Source organism: Candidatus Dadabacteria bacterium, assembly GCA_009840385.1.
GTDB lineage: Bacteria > Desulfobacterota_D > UBA1144 > Nemesobacterales > Nemesobacteraceae > Nemesobacter > Nemesobacter australis.
The window spans coordinates 26,268-45,163 of the sequence record VXNX01000013.1 but is presented as its reverse complement, the minus strand read 5'-3'; the positions used below and the strand labels follow the sequence as shown (position 1 = coordinate 45,163).

Here is an 18,896-nt window from a genome sequence, read left to right as displayed (position 1 = left end):
TTTATCCGCTCCAAGACGTTGTTTTTTCGTTCCCGAACCGTGCTTTTTCCCCAAGCTCTTCCTCTATGCGGAGGAGCTGATTGTATTTTGCTATCCTGTCGCTTCGGGACGCCGATCCGGTTTTGATCTGACCGGCGTTTGTGGCAACCGCAATATCCGCTATCGTCGAGTCTTCCGTTTCTCCCGAGCGATGGGATATTATATAACTATAACCCGCCTGCTTGGCCATCTCAATGGCCTCGAGGGTCTCTGTAAGTGTTCCTATCTGGTTTACCTTTATAAGGATCGAGTTTGCAACGCCTGCGGTTATTCCGTCCGAAAGTCTCTTCGTGTTTGTTACAAAGAGATCATCTCCGACGAGCTGGACGGCGGAACCTATTTTTTTTGTAAGAGCCTTCCAGCCTTCCCAGTCGTTTTCATCCAGGGGATCTTCTATTGAAACGATAGGGTATTTTTCTATCCACTCCTCGTATATCTCCATTAACCCGGCAACGGGTACGGTTTTCCGTTCCACGTGGTACTTCCCCTCTTGAAAAAACTCGCTTGAGGCTACATCAAGCGCTATTGATATCTGCTCTGCGGGTTTGTATCCAGCTCTCCATATTGCCTCTATTATGCACTCTAGGGCTTCTTCGTTTGATCCCAGGGAGGGGGCGAAACCTCCTTCGTCTCCTACCGCTGTTGAGAGGTTCTTGTTGGCGAGTATGGATTTCAGCGCGTGAAAGGTTTCCACTCCCGCTCGAAGGGCTTCTCTAAAAGTTGAAAAGCCGTGGGGCACTACCATAAATTCCTGGAAATCAAGGTTGTTATCCGCGTGGGCGCCGCCGTTTATTATGTTCATAAGTGGTACGGGAAGGGTAACTGCGCCTTCGCCTCCCAGGTAGCTGAAAAGAGATATTTCCTCAGAATTCGCTGCTGCCCTTGCCGAAGCAAGCGAGACGCCCAGAATGGAGTTCGCTCCGAGCCGGGATTTTGTTTCCGTTTCGTCAAGCTCTATCATGGCCCGGTCTATTCGAACCTGATTGCACGCGTCAAAGCCCGCGAGATGGGGGGCTATTATGTTGTGGACGTTTTTTACCGCCTCGAGAACCCCTTTGCCCATATATCTGCTTTTTTCCCCGTCCCGAAGCTCAAGTGCTTCGTGCTCTCCGGTCGATGCTCCCGAGGGAACCATCGCCCGGCCGATGGCGCCGTCTGCGCAATGAACCTCTACCTCTATCGTGGGATTTCCCCTTGAGTCCAGTATCTCTCTTGCTCTTATTTTGCTTATCTTTGACATCTTTGATTTCCTCTTGAGTCTCCTGTTCAACTATGAAGCGCAACCGCCTGATTTGGGTTTGATTGTACGGAATTGGAAGTATTTTTCAAACATGTCGTAGAATTAGCAGTGCAAAGGTGACAATCTCCAACGCGAAACAAAGACTTCCTCTCACGTCTGGAAGTTACGGGCATCTGGATTTCGTGATAAAACCGGCAGAATTGCTTGTTCACTGCGGTGTAGAATCAATTGGTTTGTATTGAGCAGTTGCCCAAGGCGTGTAATGTATCTTATAATGGGTAGAGAAATATCTTTTCGGCAATCGGGCATTATTTTGACTTGATTTCAACACGAGCGCTATGCTCTCTAAGGCTGCGTCTTGGTCTTGTCGCTCGTTGCGTGGACACTGTCCATCGTAGAAGGAGGTAAAAAGCAGCTATGATCATCCATGACTTTCGCTTATTTAAGGGCTGTCGAAGTGTTGCCGCCCGGGTTGTGACTAGATTCGGCATTGTCGCGATACTACTTGTCTGCGCCTTGTCGCCCACGCCCGCGCAGGCCGCCGTCGAGGGCGAGGCGCAGTTCGTCTTCAACACGTTTGGGTTCCTTGTATGGGGTGCCCTCGTGATGTGGATGGCAGCAGGCTTCACAATGCTCGAGGCGGGTTCGGTGCGGACGAAAAACGCTTCGGTCATTTGCTTGAAGAACATTGGTCTCTACTCCATTGCCGGACTGGCGTACTACCTGATCGGCTTCAACATCATGTATGTCGGCGTCGAGCCGGGTGGCTGGTTTGGTTCGCTGGAATTCCTGTACGGCACGACCGCCGATGAAGTAGCACTGCTGGGCGGTGAGGAAACAGCTGCCACGGCCGTTGTCGAGAGCGGCTACTCGGCGATGTCGTACTGGTTCTTCCAGATGGTGTTCGTGGCGACCACGGCTTCGATTGTCTCGGGTACTCTGGCCGAGCGCGTGAAGCTGTGGTCTTTTTTCGTTTTCATAGTGGTGTTGACCTCGGTCATCTACCCAGTTGTTGGCGCTTGGACCTGGGCTGGGGGCTGGTTGGCCGAATTGGGGTTCAAGGACTTCGCCGGTTCCACCGTGGTCCACTCCACGGGAGGCTGGGCAGCGCTCGCGGGGGCCATCATGGTTGGGCCGCGCTCTGGCAAGTTCCGGGCCGATGGCAGTGTCAAATCGACCCCTCCATCCAATGTTCCGGTCGTCACTCTCGGCGTTTTTATCTTGTGGCTGGGCTGGTTCGGCTTCAATGGCGGTTCACAGCTTGCCCTCAGCGGCGCATTCGATGCCGTGGCCGTGAGCAACATCTTCGCCAACACCAATCTAGCCGCCGGGGCTGGGGTTCTGGCAGCTCTGAGCCTCTCCCGGCCCGTGCTGGGCCGTGTCGATCTGTTCGCCGGACTTAATGGCGCTCTGGCTGGTCTCGTTGCGATCACAGCGGCGCCGGATATCGTCCAGCATCACTGGGCAATAGTGATCGGAGCGATCGGGGGCATTGTTTGCCTGTTGTCCATGAAGTCTTTGGAAATGATAAAGATTGACGACGTCGTGGGTGCTGTCCCCGTTCATCTCTGCACCGGAATCTGGGGGACGTTGGCGGTCTGCATCGCCGCCGGTGGAAGCCTCTTTGCTCAGGTCATCGGCATTTTGGCCATCGGCGCGTTTGTGTTTGGGCTTTCGATGCTGTTGTGGTTTCTAATCGACCGGACCCTGGGATTGCGGGTCTCGAAGGATGTCGAGGCCATCGGCCAGGATGTGGGCGAACTGGGCATCGAAGCTTATCCAGAATTCGTGGTAATGCCGGAAGAAGACTGATTAGAACGCCAGGGCAGTCTTCCGATTTTGACCGCGGGCGGCCAGAGGCAAGTTGCGACCCGATTGAGTTCTCACAATCGGGATTTCCCGAGTTGCGGCGTCACGGTTTGCGAGGGTCTACGGAATCAAATCGGGCCGTTCGGTCTGTCCTCGATAATCTCCCCGTCCTTCAGGTTTATTATTCTTTTTGAGTGAGAGGCGATGTCTTCTTCGTGCGTTATCATTACTATGGTTTTTCCCTGTTCGTTCAGGTCCCTGAATATCTTCATTATCTCGTAACTAGTTGCCGTGTCCAGGTTTCCGGTGGGTTCGTCCGCTAGTATCATCCTCGGGTTGTTCACAACTGCCCTTGCTATCGCCACCCTTTGCTGTTGTCCCCCCGAGAGTTGGTTGGGAAGGTGGTCCGCTCTCTGCTCAAGTCCCACGAGGGCGAGCGCGGCCGAGGCGAGCCTTTTTCTCTGCGCCCCCGGCATGGCTGAATAAACGAGCGGCAGCTCCACGTTTTCAAGCGCCGTCGTTCGGGGCAACAGGTTAAAGCTCTGGAAGACAAAGCCGATCTTCGTGCTCCGTATTTCCGCCTTCTCATCGCTTTCAAGCTCCATTATGTCGGTACCGTCAAGCAGATAATCTCCCCGGCTCTGGGTGTCGAGGCAGCCGAGAATGTTCATAAGGGTGCTTTTGCCGGACCCTGAGGATCCCATGATGGCGACGAATTCTCCTTGTGCGATCTCAAGGTTTATTGCGCGAAGCGCTTCGACCTGCACTTTCCCGTTCGAGTATGTTTTGCCGATGTCCTTTAGCTTGATTACAGAGAGTGTCATCAGAATCTTTTCGGCTGGGGCAGCGCAAATCCCGGTCCTTTGTTGTTTCTGCCGGAAATTGTGTACTCAACCACTATCTGGTCTCCTTCTGAGAGGGGACCGCTTACGACTTCTGTGTGGAAATCATCGCTTATCCCGGTTTCTATTACTATGGGCGAGGGTTTCCCCTGTTTGAGGATCCAGACGTTTTCCCCTGCCTCAGCAGCGACGGCTGAGGATTTCGGGGGAATGAAGCGAAGTGCGGCAGTAGGAATCTTGAGCACGTCTTTTTTGGTTGATATGACTTTTTTTACTTCGGCGGTCATACCGGGTTTAAGCTCAAGTTCCGGGTTTTCGACAAGGCACGTTACGTCGTAGGTGACGACATCGTTTTTTATGCTGGGGGAGTTTGCCACCCGCTTTACCTTTGCGCTGAAATCCTTGCCCGGGAATGCGTCAACTTTGAAGAGGACATCCTGACCCTCTTTTATCTTTCCTATGTCTGCTTCACTTACGTTTGAAACCAGATGGAGAGTTCTGGGGTTCTCGGCCAGTACGTACAGGGGTTCAGATTTGTTCGGGTGTATCTGTTCGCCGATTATGATGTTTTTTTCGAGCACCACGCCGTCAAGAATTGAAGTAATTCGCGTTGAGTCGAGTCTTCTCTGTGCCGTATCCAGATCGGCCTGAGCTTTTTCCCGGGCGGCAGCCGCCATGCTGTGCTCGGAAAGCGATTTGTTGAATTCCTCACGGGAAATGAGTTCTTTTTCGTAAAGCCTCTTGCTTGCCTCGTGCGAGTTGGTTGAAATTTCGAGGTCGGTTTCGGTCTTCTTAAGTATCTCCTTGAAGTATTCAACGTCTCCCGAAAGTCCCTCCGGCCCTTCTATGAGGGCGAGCACCTGGCCCTTTTTTACCTCGTCGTTTACCTCCGCGCGGATTTCCTTTATGGTTCCGTTTATTTGTGAATATATCCTTGCTTCCTTCGTGGGTTCCAGGGTTCCAGAGGCTCTTACTAGGGAAGTTATATCTCCCCTCTCGATTTTCTGAGTTACGTATTTTATCTCGCCCTTGCTTCCTCCGAAGAAAATGAAGTATCCGGCGATAACGATTGCTCCGGCGAGGGCGTAGAGAAGTTTTGAGCGTGGCAAGTTTTTCATGGTATCTCTTTTCCACAGAGACTTAGCAGTCTTAATCTCACTATTTTATAGTCATATATGGAGTTTTTGTAGTCCGCTACCGCCTCTTCGTAAAGCGCCTGCGCTTCGGCGAGTTCTATTTTCGAAGCGCTTCGGGCCTCGTATCTTTCTTTCACGAGACGCAGGTTTCTCTCAGATATCGATTCCGAATCCGCGAATATTCCTATTCTCTTCTCAAGATGTTTGAGTTGGAGATAGAGTTCCCCGACCGAGAGAATTATTCTGTTTCTAAGCAGTTCGGTCTGCGCATCGTTTCTTACGAGTTCGGCTCTTGACTGGGCCATCTGGCCGAATCTTGAGAATCCCTCGAAAATGGGAATCTTTATGCCGACCCCGGCGATAAACGCCGGCGTCTCGGCACCTTCTCCTTCGAACCTGTAGGCCGCCCTGCCGAATATCGACGGGAGAAACTTCCCTCTGTTCTCGGCAAGCGAGGCTTTTATTCCGCCGCGGTCCGCCAGGAGACTCTTTATATCCGGGTTCTGAGAAAGGGCGAGCCCCACAAGATTCTCTCTGGTTTCGTTCACCTTCTCATAGAAAAGGTTCTCCCGGATATCGAATTGCTCAAGCGAAGGATCATTCATCAGGTGTCTTAGGTTAAGCATGGCCAGCTCGTAGGAGCTTTCTCTTGAGACAAGTTCGAGTTTTGCCTGCTGCAGGTCGATTTCCGCCTGGCTTAGCTGCTGGGCGGATCTTTTTCCGACGGCGAAAAGTTCTTCGGTCTTTTCAAGAAGCCATCCTCTGCGTTGGGTCTCCGTGGCTGCTTCCTGAAGCCGGTTCTTTTCGGAAAGCGCTTGGTAATAGGCTATGTGAGTGTCGCGTACAAGCATCGTTTTTGAACCTGTAAGCGAGTGTTCTGCCGACTCGAGGTGGTGTTCTCTTGCCCTTATCCTGGCTCTTGTCTTTCCGAAGTCCCATATCATCTGGTCCACGTAAAAACCGGATTCCCTTCCCACAAACGGTACTACCACTTTTCCCTTAAGTTGAGGGTAAAGGGGAGCTTTGGCCTGCGTGAGCAGTGATTTCGAGATGTCGACCTCGGAACGGGAAATCCTGAATTCGGGATTGTTAAGCAGAGCTATCTCGACGGCTCGCTCAATCGGGATTATTTCCTGTGCCCACGCGGTCTGGGAAAACAGCAGCAGTGAACAGAGAGAAAGGAGGAATTTTTTCGGTATACTCATCGTGTGGCAACCGCTGTGTGCCGCTTGAGCGCGGATGAAAGAGAATATCTGTAAAGACCAAACGCCGCTTGGCGTATATGTCCATATTCCGTATTGTCTTACCAAATGTCCTTACTGTGATTTTAACTCCTATGGGACTAATGGCAACTTTCCGGAGGATGATTATGTCTGCGCTCTGGAAAGAGAAATTGAAAGCTGCCGGCAGATTCTTGAAGGAAGAGAAATAAGCACGGTGTTTTTCGGGGGAGGAACCCCGTCGCTTTTAAAACCCCGAAACATAGGGCTGGTAATGGAGAAACTTGCTTCGATTGCCTCCTTTTCATCCACCGCGGAAGTAACCCTTGAGGTAAACCCGAGAACCGCCGACAGGGAAAAACTGGTTTTGCTTCGGAGCGTCGGCATAAACAGGATAAGCGTCGGCATACAGTCTTTTTCCCAGAGAAAACTTGATTTCTACGGGAGATTCACGACTCCGGAGGACTGCGTTCGAGCGCTTGTTGATGTTGGGGATGCTGGTTTTCATAACTATAACCTTGATCTTATATACGGAAGTTCGCAGGAGACTCGGGAAGAGTTTGAGAACGATATCCACACCGCCCTGAGTTTCTCCCCGACCCATATATCTGCTTACTGTCTTACGATTGAGCCCGGTACGGAGTTTGCGACACTTTGGCGCAAAGGGAAGCTTTCTCTTCCCGATGATTCGGTTCTGGTCAAATTCATGCAAAGTGCACGGGAGATTCTGGAGGGGCAGGGATACGGTAATTACGAGGTATCGAATTTTGCCCAGCGTGGCTATGAGTGCAGGCATAACCTTATTTACTGGAACTGCCATGATTACTTGGGAGTTGGTGCCGGGGCCCATTCCCATATTCGCCACGAAGGAGAAGAGGGATGGGGAAGAAGGTGGTCAAACGTAAGAAATCCCGAACTCTACATGAAACGGATAGCGGGAGATGGAAGAGCTGTCTGTGCCTCTTATGATCTCTCGCGGATGACCGCCCTTGAGGATACCATTCTCATGGGACTTCGGCTTAGTGAAGGGGTGGAAATTGGAGACATAGAAAAACGTTTTGGCTGTGAAACCGATACTTGCAGCCTCGAATATCTTGAGTCAGACGGCTTTATTCTCACCGACGGCGGCCGTCTCAGGCTCACCGCCAAGGGAAGGGTATTCACCGATGAGTTGGTTGCAAGGGTGTGCGGGGTTTTTCACTGAAACTACGAAGATACAATCAGCAGACGGTCGTTGCGCTTTTGTAACGGACGTGCATTGTGTCCGAACATCCGCTCAAAGTTTGCGACCTGTTCTGCACTCACCTGAATTGCGTCCGGAAAAATGAACCAGTGTACTCCCTCACTGCAGGGAGGGGTGGTGAGTGACCCCTTGTAATGGAAGTAACCGGTGGTCGCCGTCGGCAGTATTGCAGATGCATCCACTGTCGTGCCCGCAACATCAACTTCTATTCCTGCCTCGGTCGGTACGTTGTCAAACACCGCAGCCAGAGCATGGTTTTGTGTGCCTACTTCCATCATAACACCAACCACTGCCAGCACGCCTGCTAGGTTTTTGTGTACGAAATGTGCCTCCATCGCCGCGTGCGAACCATCAAAGGCGTGTTCGCTCGGAACGTGAAAGTGAAACTGCAACAGTTCGTAAATTTCGCCTGTTGCAGTCAGTGTGCTGCCTGGTGCGTAATTTACCTGGAGGGTGTGTCCACTGTTTAGAATCTTCAGAGAAGAGGGTTTGTAATCAAATTTCAGTGCCGGTCCATTGACGGGAAAGGCACCGGTGATGTCAATCGGTGACTGCATGCGTCCGATAGCGCAGGTCTCATAATCCGGCGAGAGCAAGCCCCAGTTATCGGGACCTTTGACCCCGGTATAACCCCAGCAAGTCAACCCAGTCCTCCATGACGCATTTCCGTATGGGTTTTTGTGAATGCAGATATCACTAGCATAATACGCGTAGCCGTTGCCAAAACTGCAGGCTGTAAAGACCTCGATTGTCCCGATTGCGACGAAACCGTAATAATTTCAATTTGCAGCATTTTTCTCCAATCGCATTGCCAAGGCTGATGGCGATTTCAATACACGGTTTTATGGACTGCATTGCAAATCTGTTTTCTGAGCGGATGGAGCCCATAATTTGCAGGGGCAGTGTAACCCATGCCCCAACAGGTTTCAAACAAATCTAATTAGATGATTCTTAAATCTGGTGTTATTTCTCTTTTTTTCTCCTGTTCTAAACGGGATTTTCAGCTACCGTAACGACTTTCTTTTTCTCTCCTTTAATTTTTTATGGTCTGGTAAATATTTGGTATGCCGATTAACCACTTCGTATGAAAGGTCCGAGAAATGCTCTGATACGATATTATTTGCCTCATCGGGGTAGTGGCGAGATAACTCCGAGATCAGCCAGCCGATAGCTGTCTGAATGAATCTTTCATCTTCCTTTACTAGGGAAGCTATATTTCTTTTTATGATTGCCAGATATTTGTTTTTTTTGGCCGAACCTCTGAAAGAAACTATTGACGACCTTCTTTGCCAGAGATCCCTGCTCTTGTACCAGGAGCCTATTTCCCGTGCGACTGTATCCTCTGACTTCATTATAAAAGGGTCAAGAACTCGAATACAAAACCAGTCGGTAGTTGACCAGTCCTGGAACGCCTCCTGATCGTACAGGCGACTGAAGTTCTGAAGGAGAATATCGGTCTCGAGGCTGCCCAAGAGATACTTCTGTATATATATGATTCCGGCAAACTTATCTTCGGCTTTTTTCTCCCTGATCAGGTCGCATGCTATCTCCATCTGTTTTTTCAGAGGTAGCTTGTCAATGGCCTTATCAACTCTCCAATGGCTGACAATCTTCGCAACCGTAGGAGTCTTTACTCCTCTGTAAGAGATGGCGTTTTTCAGATAATTCTCAAACCATTTTCTCGTTTTCTCATCCGAGACTTCATCGAGCTTGGTTTGGAGTTTCTTGATGTGGTTCAAAAAAAGTCCTCGAAGTCTATAAGTTTATAAAAAATGTTTCCGCAACGAACTTACTTGTAGTTTTTTACGGTTCTTGAGTTGGGGTGCAGATAGGATCTGCTCCGTCCAGATTCCAGGTAAAAGCCTTTCTCGTCTTTTCCTGCGTATTTCATTAGTTCGTAGTAGGCCGCGCTAAGCAGCCTAGCCTCGAATTTCCCGTTCTTTACTCTTACGTAAGGTATGTTCTGCTCGGCTATGGTGAGAGTCGTCAAATCCAGTTCTTCCCCGGATTCGTCGTTTAACCTTATTGAAAAACCGTCTTCCGTCTTAGTTACCATGGTAACAACAAAAGGGGTGTCCTCGCACTCAACGTAGACCCTGCTTCCTCTTTCTTCAACGAAAAATCTTCCGTCCTCGTCTATATCGAGGTTTTTGTTGTTCTCAAGGTATGTCCACCTGTGGGTTATCCTGACCCCATCGTGAAACCACCTTCCACGGCTGTCTATGAATATTCTGGGCTTTCTGTTCTGTCGACTGTTTTTCATATTCCGAGGGCCTTCACGACGACCCTTTTTCTTCTTCCGCCGTCAAACTCTCCGTAGAAGATCTCCTGCCAGGGACCGAGGTCAAGGTCTCCTTCCGTAACGGGAACCATCACCTGGTGGTGCATGAGGAGATTTTTCAGGTGAGCGTCGCCGTTGTCTTCCCCCGTGCGGTGATGCTTGTAATCTTCCCTGAAGGGGGAGATGCCTTCAAGCCACTCCCAGATGTCCTCGAAAAGTCCCTGCTCAAGGTCGTTTACGAAGACAGAAGCCGTTATGTGCATCGCGGACACGAGGACAAAACCCTCGGTTATGCCGCTTTGCTGCACGATCCGTCTTACCGTCGGAGTTATATGAATGAACTCCCTTTTTTTGTCTGTGTTAAACCACAGATACTCGGTGTGAGATTTCAAAATCCGCCTCCTTGTTTTTTTACTGTAACTATACTTTGTCCGTCGCAGGTTTTCCTCGGTTCTGTTTATTTTTTGGGGATTTGTTGTACCCTATCTTGTCTTTTTAGGTTGCTGAAAAGCTCCTGTGGGAGTGTTGCCAACGGGTTTTTCCGGAGAGATTCAAGAGATGAAAATAGCGGTTATAGGAACAGGTTACGTCGGGCTTGTCACAGGCGCGTGTTTTGCCGGAAGCGGAAACAGCGTTTTGTGCGTTGACATAGACAAGGAGAAAATCGAGACTCTTCGGCGTGCAGAGGTTCCGTTTTTCGAGCCCGGTCTTGACAAGATAGTGCGCACCAACATTGACGAGGGAAGACTTTCTTTCACGACCGACATAGCTTTTGCCGTCAGGGAATCCTTTCTGATATTCATTGCGGTCGGAACTCCTCAGGCGGAAAACGGCGAAGCCGATATCTCCTCCGTTCTCGATGTGGCGCGATCGATAGGAGAGAATCTTGACGGCTACAAGATAGTCGTCACCAAAAGCACGGTACCCGTGGGCGCTACCGAGAAAGTGCGCGACACCATAAAGTCTATAACGGACCAGGAATTCGGTGTGGCGTCTAACCCGGAGTTTCTCAAGGAAGGCGCGGCTGTAGAAGATTTTCTTAAACCCGACAGGGTTGTCATAGGGGTTGAGGACGAATCGGTGGGTTCCGTTCTTAGGGATCTTTATTCCCCCTTCATGAGGTCAGCCGACAGGACAATAGTGGTTTCCATCCGGTCTTCTGAAATGTCAAAGTATGCATCAAACGCAATGCTTGCTACCAGGATATCGTTTATGAACGATATAGCGAACCTGTGTGAGCTTCTTGGCGCGAACGTATCCGAGGTACGCTCTGTGATGGGTTCTGACTCGAGGATAGGCAGATATTACCTCTACCCGGGAATCGGATACGGAGGGTCGTGTTTTCCGAAAGATGTAAAGGCTCTTGAGCAAATGGCGCGCGATGTAGGGTATGAATCCAGAGTGGTAACTGCGGTTGATCGGGTGAACACAGCGCAGAGGGAGAGATTTTTTGATAAAATAGCCGGATTTTTCGGCGATCTAAGCGGAAGAAGAATTGCCGTGTGGGGAATTTCGTTTAAGCCCAATACCGATGATATAAGAGAGGCCCCGTCGCTTTACGTTATAGGCAGACTCCTTGAGGTGGGATGTTCGATTGCCGTCCACGACCCTGCTTCCATGGGTAACGCGAGGGCTGTCCTTGGAGACAGTGTGGATTATTTCGAATCCTACTATGATGCCTGCAGAGATGCGGATGCCTTGGTGATTCACACCGAGTGGAGCCAGTACAGACAGCCGAATTTCGAGAAGATAAGGGAACTCATGAAGACCCCGGTGATATTTGACGGAAGAAACATTTATGATCAAGCGAAACTAAAGATCTTGGGCATCACGTATTTCGGAATCGGCAGGTGAGAAAGATGGTCTGGGAGCGGTTTTTACTGTCATGAATATAATCGTTTCGGGTTGTGCGGGATTTATAGGCGCTAGGGTGTGCGAGTTCCTTCTTGAGCGCGGGGATTTTGTTTTCGGGCTCGATAACATGTCGGATGCTTACGACGTGAGACTCAAACACCACAGGCTTGAAACTCTCTTCGAGCGGGAGAGGTTCAGTTTTTTCGGATGCGATATATCGGATAACCCCAGGCTTCTTTCGGCGTGTGAAGAAATAAAAGGTTTTTGCGAGGGTGGCCGAATTGACTGCGTAATTAACCTTGCGGCCAGTGCCGGGGTTCGCCAGAGCATCGAAAATCCCTGGATATATTACTCTACCAACGTGACGGGGACCCTTAATCTGCTTGAGTTCTGCCGCTGCGAGGAAATAGGCAAGTTCGTGCAGGCTTCAACTTCGAGCGTTTACGGGGAAAACGATATTCCTTTCAGCGAGGATATGAAGACCGATTATCAGCTTTCTCCATACGCATCCTCAAAGAAATCCGCCGAGGGCCTTTGCTCGGTTTACAACTCCCTTTACGGAATAGATATCTCGGTGCTCCGCTACTTTACCGTTTACGGGCCCGCGGGAAGGCCGGACATGAGTGTTTTTCGGTTCATAAAGTGGATAAATGAGGGAGAGGAAATAGTTATACTCGGCGACGGGGAGCAGAAAAGGGATTTTACCTATGTTGATGATATTGCGGCGGGTACGGTTTCAGCGATAAGGAATCTGGGCTTTGAGATAATAAACCTCGGAAGCGCGACTTCGGTTTCCCTAAACGAGATGATAGATGTAATAGAGCGCAGAACCGGCAAAAAAGCCAATATTGTTTGTGACCCTCCGCATCCTTCCGATATCAGGGTTACCCTAGCAAGCATAGACAAGGCAAAAAGAATTCTGGACTGGGACCCTCTCTTTGATATAGAAACCGGCATTGAAAACTCGCTCAGGTGGTATAATGCCAACAGGGCTCTTGCGGGGAGTATTGAAGTCTGATACGCTGTAGCGGCTCTGGGGAAACAATCCCGGATTTTCCGTCGGTCTTGACAGATTCCGTCGGCTTTTTATAAGATTTAGGCTGAATTCTATAAACGGAACAACTGTTTTTATGGCTAAATCCCTTGTAATAGTCGAATCTCCATCAAAGGCGAGAACAATAAAAAAATATCTCGGCCGGGATTTCCGTGTGGAGGCTTCTTCGGGGCATCTCATAGATCTTCCGAGTAGCAAGCTCGGGGTGGATATCCAAAACGATTTCAAGCCCAACTATACCGTCATAAAAGGTAAAACGAAGTATCTTGAGAATCTGAAAAAAGCGTCGCGGGACGCGGAAAAAGTCTATCTGGCCTCCGACCCGGACAGGGAAGGGGAGGCCATCGCGTGGCATATAGCCAACCGCCTCGATCTCTGGGACAAGGTCCAAAGGGTGCTTATACATGAAATAACAGAAGCGGGCATCAAGGACTCAATGAGCAGGCCTCTTGAAATCAACAGGGACCGTTTCGAATCCCAGCAGGCAAGAAGAATTCTTGACAGAATCGTCGGCTACAAGGTGAGTCCTGTTCTCTGGAAAAAGGTGAAAAAGGGGCTGAGCGCCGGCAGGGTGCAAAGCGTCGCTCTTAGATTCGTTGTGGAGAGGGAGAGGGAGATTGAGAATTTCAAGCCGCGGGAATACTGGACTCTTGATGCACTCGTTAAGAAGAACGCAGTCCCCGATTCAGAAGCTTTTACGGCTTCGCTCCATATGTTCCGGGGAAAAAAGGCCAAGATCGAAAACGCACGGCAGTCCGAGGAAACAGTCTCCGCAATTTCAGGAAAGGATTTTGTCGTAGGATCAATTGAAAAGAAAGAACGGAAAAGAAGGCCGTCACCCCCTTTCATAACCAGCACGCTTCAGCAGGATTCCTCGAAGAAAAACCGCTTCTCCGTCAAGAAGACCATGTTGGTTGCACAAGGGCTTTACGAGGGAGTTGAGCTTGGAAGGGAGGGCCCGGTAGGACTTATAACCTACATGAGAACCGATTCTGTGAGGGCGTCTGATAACGCCGTAGCGGAGGCCAGGAGCTTTATATCCGAGAATTACGGTGGAACCTACGTACCGAAACGCCCGAACGTTTTTAAGGTAAAAAAATCTGCGCAGGACGCCCATGAATGCATAAGGCCCACGTTTCCCTCGAGGCATCCCGATGAGCTAAGGAAGTTTCTCACAGAAGACCAGTACAAGCTTTACTCCCTTATATGGAAAAGGTTTATTGCCTCGCAGATGACCCCGGCTGTATACGACCAGACTCGTGCTGATATCACTGCGGGCGAAGCGGTTTTCAGGGCGACGGGCAACGTGATGAAATTTCCGGGTTTCACGGCCGCCTACGAGGAAGCCACGGAGAAAGAGGAAAATGCCAAAACGGATACGAGCTCGAGAAAAGATGAGGACAAAAAACTCCCCGAGCTTCATGAAGGAGACGTTCTCTCCCTTCTGAAGCTTGACCCCAAGCAGCATTTCACTCAACCTCCGCCCAGATACTCGGAGAGTTCGCTTGTGAAGGAACTTGAGGAAAAAGGCATTGGAAGACCCTCGACCTACGCTTCTATCCTTTCGACAATACAGGATAGGGGGTACACCGAGCGGCAGAAAGGAAGGTTCGTCCCGACCACTCTTGGATGCTCCGTGAACGATTTTCTGATGGAAGGGTTCCCGGGGATAATGAACGAGGAGTTTACGGCCCAGATGGAGAGCGATCTTGACAGGGTGGAAGAAGGTGAAGTTCACTGGGTTGATCTGTTGCGGGGCTTTTACGAGGGGTTTTCAAAAAGCGTGACCCGGGCCGAGGAGGAAATCGAGGGACGCAAGGTGGAAATTCCAACCAATATCAAATGTGATAAGTGCGAAGCCTCGATGGTAATAAGGGAAGGGCGCTACGGGGAGTTTCTTTCCTGTTCAGGATACCCGGACTGCAAGAACGCAAAGGACTTTACAAGGGGGGAGGACGGGGAAATCATCGTGGGGAAGAAAACCGATCCCGAAATCTGCGATGATGTCGAATGCGACAAGTGCGGAGCTCCCATGGTGATAAAGGAGGGACGCTACGGGCAGTTTCTTTCCTGTTCAAGGTATCCAGATTGCAAAAACCCCAAGGAATTCACAAGAGAAAATGGCAGAATTGTCATAAAGCATAAAGAGGCTCCCCAGATCCGCGAAGATATCAAATGCGAGAAATGCGGCAAACCGATGGTTGTTCGGCGGAGCCGACGCGGGCAGTTTCTCGGCTGCAGCGGCTATCCCAAGTGTAGAAGCACCCTTAACCTCGATAAAGACGGCAATATAGTCAGAAAAACCACGAAAGCGGAAAAAAACTGATTCATCATGCGGGGCGAGCTGGAAAAAAATCTGCTTTCTTTGGAAAAACCTCTTAAATTTGCCTCAAAAGATAATTTCTCAAATCTAGACAGGATGGCTGGCCTGGGAGTAACCGTAAGGAACTCATGCACAAAAGTTCTTACATCCGGTCCCCCGGCGGAGATAAAAACTCAAATAACTGCCCTCCGGGATTCTTTTTCTGACTTCGAGAGATTGGGACGGCGAGAGAAAAGAAAAAAAATATCTTCCGCACTCAGAATCGTTCACAAAGCAATAAGCTTCTCAGAAGAGAAAGCCCATGAGAATGTTTTGCCTGAGAAGCGCACCCGAGCCCAAGTTCCGGAAAAAAAACCTCACCCGGGTGCAGATGCCTTTTCTCCGAGTGTCACACGACTTCGGGGGGTCGGATCAAGAGTTGGAAGGCTTCTCGCGAAAAAATCCATACACACGGTTTATGACCTTCTTTTTTATTCTCCCAGAAAATACGACGACCGAAGAAAAATAGTCAGTATTTCTGAAGCCACCCCAGAAGAATTCTGTACGGTCAGGGGTACGGTTGCTTCTGTGGGCGACATAAGAAACAGGAAGAGGAGATTTTTTCAGGTAGTGATTTATGACGGAACCGGCAAGCTGAGACTCACTTGGTTTAATTACAACTCTTCTTACCTTAGGGGAGTTTTTAGAAAGGGGATGAGTTTCATAATTCATGGTAAGGTGTCCGTGGCTCCGGGCGGCAGGGCTCTTCAGATAATTCACCCGCTTGCCCAGGACATTGAGATAATAGAGAGCGAAAAGGATATCGGAAACCCTCTTCAGTTCGGAAGAATTGTCCCCGTCTACCCTCTTACTGAAGGCCTCAGGCAAAAAAAACTGAGGGAGGCGGTAAGAAACGCTCTTGATATCCACGCACAGGACTTCAAGGGATTGATCCCGAAAGACATTCAGGAAAAAAACGATCTGATGGACTTGCCCGAGGCCCTTGAGCAGGTTCATTTCCCGCCCGGCGATGTGCTTCCGGTTGACCTGGACGACCCCGGGTCGGTCGCGGATTCCCGGGCCCACAGAACCGTTATATTCTTTGAGTTTTTTGTTCTTCAGCTCGGACTTTTTTCCAAGAAGCGAAAGGTGGACGAAAGTCGCGGTATATCTTTTAACTCCAGTGACGCTCTTCCAGAAAAACTTTTCCGCTCACTTCCTTTTGCTCTTACTCGCGCACAGGAAAAAGTTGTTTCGGAAATAAAGGCCGATATGGTTTCTCCTCGCCCGATGAACAGACTGTTGCAAGGTGATGTTGGAAGCGGAAAGACACTTGTTGCGCTTGCCTCCATGCTCCGGGCGGTTGAGTCCGGTTATCAGGCCGCACTTATGGTTCCGACAGAGATACTGGCCGAACAGCATTTTCGAAATATGCGACAAATGACCCAGAACATAGGAGTAACCGTAGTTCTTCTTAAAAGTGCCCTCTCCAAAGTGGATAAATCTCGTGTTCACGAAGAGATAAAAACCGGCCAGGCCGATATAGTGGTGGGAACCCACGCTCTGATCTCGGAATCGGTGGATTTTAAGGCTCTCGGGTTCGTGGTAATAGATGAACAGCACAGGTTCGGAGTTGTTCAGAGGGCCGAGCTTGTTCGAAAAGCAACGGTGCCAGATGTGCTGGTTATGACGGCTACTCCAATTCCGAGAACCCTAGCCATCACAGTGTACGGAGATCTCGAAGTCTCCATAATCGACGAACTCCCTCCTTCAAGAAAAAAGGTAGAGACCTTTGTTCTTAGGGATACGCAGAAGAACAGAACATGGTTTTATGATCAGGTAAAAAAGAAGCTTGAACAGGGGCGTCAGGCCTATTTTGTCTATCCCTTTATAGAGGAGTCCGAGAATCAGGATTTTAAGCGCGTAAGGCATGTGACCAAAATGGTTGAGGAACTGCGGGAAGAGTTCTCCGAGTTTCGAGTTTCCCTTCTCCACGGCAGGATGAAAAGTGAAGAGAGGGACATGGTAATGGGAGATTTTCTTGCGAAGCGCTGCGATATTCTTGTTTCCACAACGGTGATAGAAGTCGGAGTTGATGTTCCCAATGCTACTGAAATTGTTATAGAAAATGCGGAACGTTTTGGGCTCTCTCAGCTTCACCAGATGAGAGGAAGGGTAGGCAGGGGCGGGCATGAGTCGACCTGCTATGTAGTATATTCGTTTGCGTCGGGAGAGGACTCCGGGGAGAGACTTAAAATAATGGGTAAAACTTCAGACGGGTTCAGAATCTCTGAGTTTGATCTTGCGAACAGGGGGCCCGGGGAATTTATGGGCACTAAGCAATCAGGGGTTCCCAGTTTCAATTTCGCCAACCTTATAAGGGATTCCGCGTTGCTGGGCGAATCAAGGAATTCCGCCCGCAAATTAATGGGTAAGGTGGATAACTACAAGGAATACGAAAAACTCTTCACGCATGTAGCGGAGAAATGGGGCGAAATGCTTGAACTGGATACGAGTTCATAAATACCGAATGGGTATTACTTATTGCCTTGTTTTTACTTGGTGCAAAGCGCAGGACTCAGCCTTCGATAAGAAGAGCTTCGGGGTCTTCGATAAGTTCTTTTACTTTTACAAGGAACTGTACGGCTTCCTTCCCGTCGACTATCCTGTGGTCGTAACTAAGAGCCGTGTACATCATCGGCCTTATTAATATGTCCCCGTTAACCGCAACGGGTCTTTCCTCTATCTTATGAAGTCCCAGTATCGCGACCTGAGGGGGATTCAGTATCGGGGTGCTCATAAGGGAACCGTACACCCCGCCGTTTGTTATGGTGAAGGTCCCGCCGAAAATTTCATCAAGTGAGAGCGTGTTCGCGTTTGCCTTCTCGGCAAGTTCCCTGACCTCTTTTTCTATCTGCGCGAAGGTTTTTCTGTCAGCTTCCCTTATGACGGGAACGACAAGCCCTCCCTCGGCCCCTACGGCTATTCCGATGTCGTAGTAGTCCTTGTAAACTATTTCATCGTCCTGGATCTCGGCGTTTATCTCGGGAAACAGTTTCAGTGCTCCGATAGAGGCTTTTATGAAAAAGGAGGAAAAACCGAGGTTCACACCGTATCTTTCCTTGAAGTCATCTTTTTTTCTCGAGCGAAGCTCCATTACGTTTGACATGTCGATCTCGTTGAAAGTGGAGAGTATGGCGGCCGTCTGCTGAGCCTCAACAAGACGTCTTGCGATAGTCCTGCGACGTCTCGACATCTTCATCCTTCTTTCCCTGTTAGCGGTTAGCTGGGATAGGGATGGGAAAAGCTCGGGTGACACAGGGGTTTCGGGAGTTTTTTCCTCCGATGGAGCCTCTTGCGGGATTTCCTCTTTGGTTTTCTGTGACTCAAGGTGTTTTTCCACGTCTTCTTTCGTGATTCTGTTTCCCTCGGGTACGACTTGGGAGAGGTCAACTTGGTTTTGCTCGGCGATATTCCTCGCGACGGGAGTCACGCGGGTCTGCGGTTCTTCTTCCCGTTGCTTTTCCTGTGGAATTTCTTCGGCTGGCGCCTCGGGTGCAGCCTCAGCCTCCTTGGCGGGCTCTTCCGTATCGTCTTTTGTATCCTGTTTGCCTGCGGACGCCTCGATGGTTCCTAGGATGTCTCCCACTTCGACATCCTCGTCGGCTTTTTTCGCTATTGATGCCAGAATACCCGTTGTTTCGGCAGCGACTTCGAAGTTGGCCTTCTCGGTTTCAAGCTCAACCACGGTTTCTCCGAGTTTTACCGTGTCTCCCAGCTGCTTGGTCCACTTGATTATTGTTGCTTCTATTACGGAATCCCCCAAGTGGGGAACGACGATGTTTTTGGCCATTTTCTCCCTCGCTTGCGCGCTTG

Annotated in this window: 15 protein-coding genes; 6 read left to right on the top strand and 9 right to left on the bottom strand. The window is 49.9% G+C overall.

What is annotated here, in order from left to right; translation table 11 throughout:
• Position 1: 1 nt before the first annotated feature.
• Positions 2 to 1,279 (bottom strand): phosphopyruvate hydratase, encoded by a 1,278-nt coding sequence (locus F4X55_04665; GenBank protein ID MYC40289.1) that lies wholly within the window; start codon positions 1,277 to 1,279, stop codon positions 2 to 4.
• A 417-nt stretch (positions 1,280 to 1,696) separates the two neighbouring features.
• Between F4X55_04665 and F4X55_04660 the strand changes: the two genes are divergently transcribed.
• Positions 1,697 to 3,091 (top strand): ammonium transporter, encoded by a 1,395-nt coding sequence (locus tag F4X55_04660; protein ID MYC40288.1) that lies wholly within the window; start codon positions 1,697 to 1,699, stop codon positions 3,089 to 3,091.
• A gap of 125 nt (positions 3,092 to 3,216) precedes the next feature.
• Here F4X55_04660 and F4X55_04655 read toward each other — a convergent pair whose 3' ends face one another.
• Genes F4X55_04655 through F4X55_04645 form a run of 3 tightly spaced genes read right to left on the bottom strand, consistent with a single transcriptional unit; the run spans position 3,217 to position 6,271 of the window.
• Positions 3,217 to 3,912: an ABC transporter ATP-binding protein gene (locus F4X55_04655; GenBank protein ID MYC40287.1), complete on the bottom strand. Its 696-nt coding sequence runs from the start codon at positions 3,910 to 3,912 to the stop codon at positions 3,217 to 3,219.
• Positions 3,912 to 5,048, bottom strand: a complete 1,137-nt coding sequence (locus tag F4X55_04650; protein ID MYC40286.1) for an efflux RND transporter periplasmic adaptor subunit — start codon at positions 5,046 to 5,048, stop codon at positions 3,912 to 3,914. The genes F4X55_04655 and F4X55_04650 overlap by 1 nt, the downstream gene beginning before the upstream one ends.
• Positions 5,045 to 6,271 carry a TolC family protein gene (locus tag F4X55_04645; GenBank protein ID MYC40285.1) on the bottom strand — a complete coding sequence of 409 codons (1,227 nt, stop codon included), beginning with the start codon at positions 6,269 to 6,271 and terminating at the stop codon, positions 5,045 to 5,047. The genes F4X55_04650 and F4X55_04645 overlap by 4 nt, the downstream gene beginning before the upstream one ends.
• A gap of 34 nt (positions 6,272 to 6,305) precedes the next feature.
• Between F4X55_04645 and hemW the strand changes: the two genes are divergently transcribed.
• Positions 6,306 to 7,490 (top strand): radical SAM family heme chaperone HemW, encoded by a 1,185-nt coding sequence (gene hemW / locus F4X55_04640; GenBank protein ID MYC40284.1) that lies wholly within the window; start codon positions 6,306 to 6,308, stop codon positions 7,488 to 7,490.
• 2 nt (positions 7,491 to 7,492) lie between these two features.
• Here the strand turns inward: hemW and F4X55_04635 are convergent, their stop codons facing one another.
• The 4 genes from F4X55_04635 to F4X55_04620 form a co-directional block, all read right to left on the bottom strand.
• Entirely contained in the window at positions 7,493 to 8,287 is a 795-nt protein-coding gene (locus F4X55_04635; protein ID MYC40283.1) for a carbonic anhydrase family protein, read from the bottom strand.
• Between the two features lie 246 nt (positions 8,288 to 8,533).
• Positions 8,534 to 9,268, bottom strand: a complete 735-nt coding sequence (locus tag F4X55_04630) for a DNA alkylation repair protein (protein ID MYC40282.1) — start codon at positions 9,266 to 9,268, stop codon at positions 8,534 to 8,536.
• A gap of 50 nt (positions 9,269 to 9,318) precedes the next feature.
• Entirely contained in the window at positions 9,319 to 9,792 is a 474-nt protein-coding gene (locus F4X55_04625; protein MYC40281.1) for a DUF1285 domain-containing protein, read from the bottom strand.
• Positions 9,789 to 10,202, bottom strand: a complete 414-nt coding sequence (locus tag F4X55_04620) for a YjbQ family protein (protein MYC40280.1) — start codon at positions 10,200 to 10,202, stop codon at positions 9,789 to 9,791. The genes F4X55_04625 and F4X55_04620 overlap by 4 nt, the downstream gene beginning before the upstream one ends.
• 166 nt (positions 10,203 to 10,368) lie before the next feature.
• Here F4X55_04620 and F4X55_04615 point away from each other — a divergent pair, with 166 nt between their 5' ends.
• From F4X55_04615 to recG, 4 genes are all read left to right on the top strand, one after another.
• Positions 10,369 to 11,664 (top strand): UDP-glucose/GDP-mannose dehydrogenase family protein, encoded by a 1,296-nt coding sequence (locus tag F4X55_04615; protein ID MYC40279.1) that lies wholly within the window; start codon positions 10,369 to 10,371, stop codon positions 11,662 to 11,664.
• A gap of 31 nt (positions 11,665 to 11,695) precedes the next feature.
• Positions 11,696 to 12,682 carry an NAD-dependent epimerase/dehydratase family protein gene (locus F4X55_04610; GenBank protein ID MYC40278.1) on the top strand — a complete coding sequence of 329 codons (987 nt, stop codon included), beginning with the start codon at positions 11,696 to 11,698 and terminating at the stop codon, positions 12,680 to 12,682.
• Between the two features lie 112 nt (positions 12,683 to 12,794).
• Complete coding sequence (gene topA / locus F4X55_04605) at positions 12,795 to 15,044, top strand: type I DNA topoisomerase (protein ID MYC40277.1); 2,250 nt, start codon at positions 12,795 to 12,797, stop codon at positions 15,042 to 15,044.
• Between the two features lie 6 nt (positions 15,045 to 15,050).
• On the top strand, positions 15,051 to 17,543 hold the full coding sequence (gene recG, locus F4X55_04600) for an ATP-dependent DNA helicase RecG (protein MYC40276.1): 2,493 nt from the start codon (positions 15,051 to 15,053) through the stop codon (positions 17,541 to 17,543).
• A gap of 55 nt (positions 17,544 to 17,598) precedes the next feature.
• Here recG and odhB read toward each other — a convergent pair whose 3' ends face one another.
• Positions 17,599 to 18,873, bottom strand: coding sequence for a 2-oxoglutarate dehydrogenase complex dihydrolipoyllysine-residue succinyltransferase (gene odhB / locus F4X55_04595; GenBank protein MYC40275.1), 1,275 nt, complete (start codon positions 18,871 to 18,873; stop codon positions 17,599 to 17,601).
• Positions 18,874 to 18,896 lie beyond the last annotated feature (23 nt).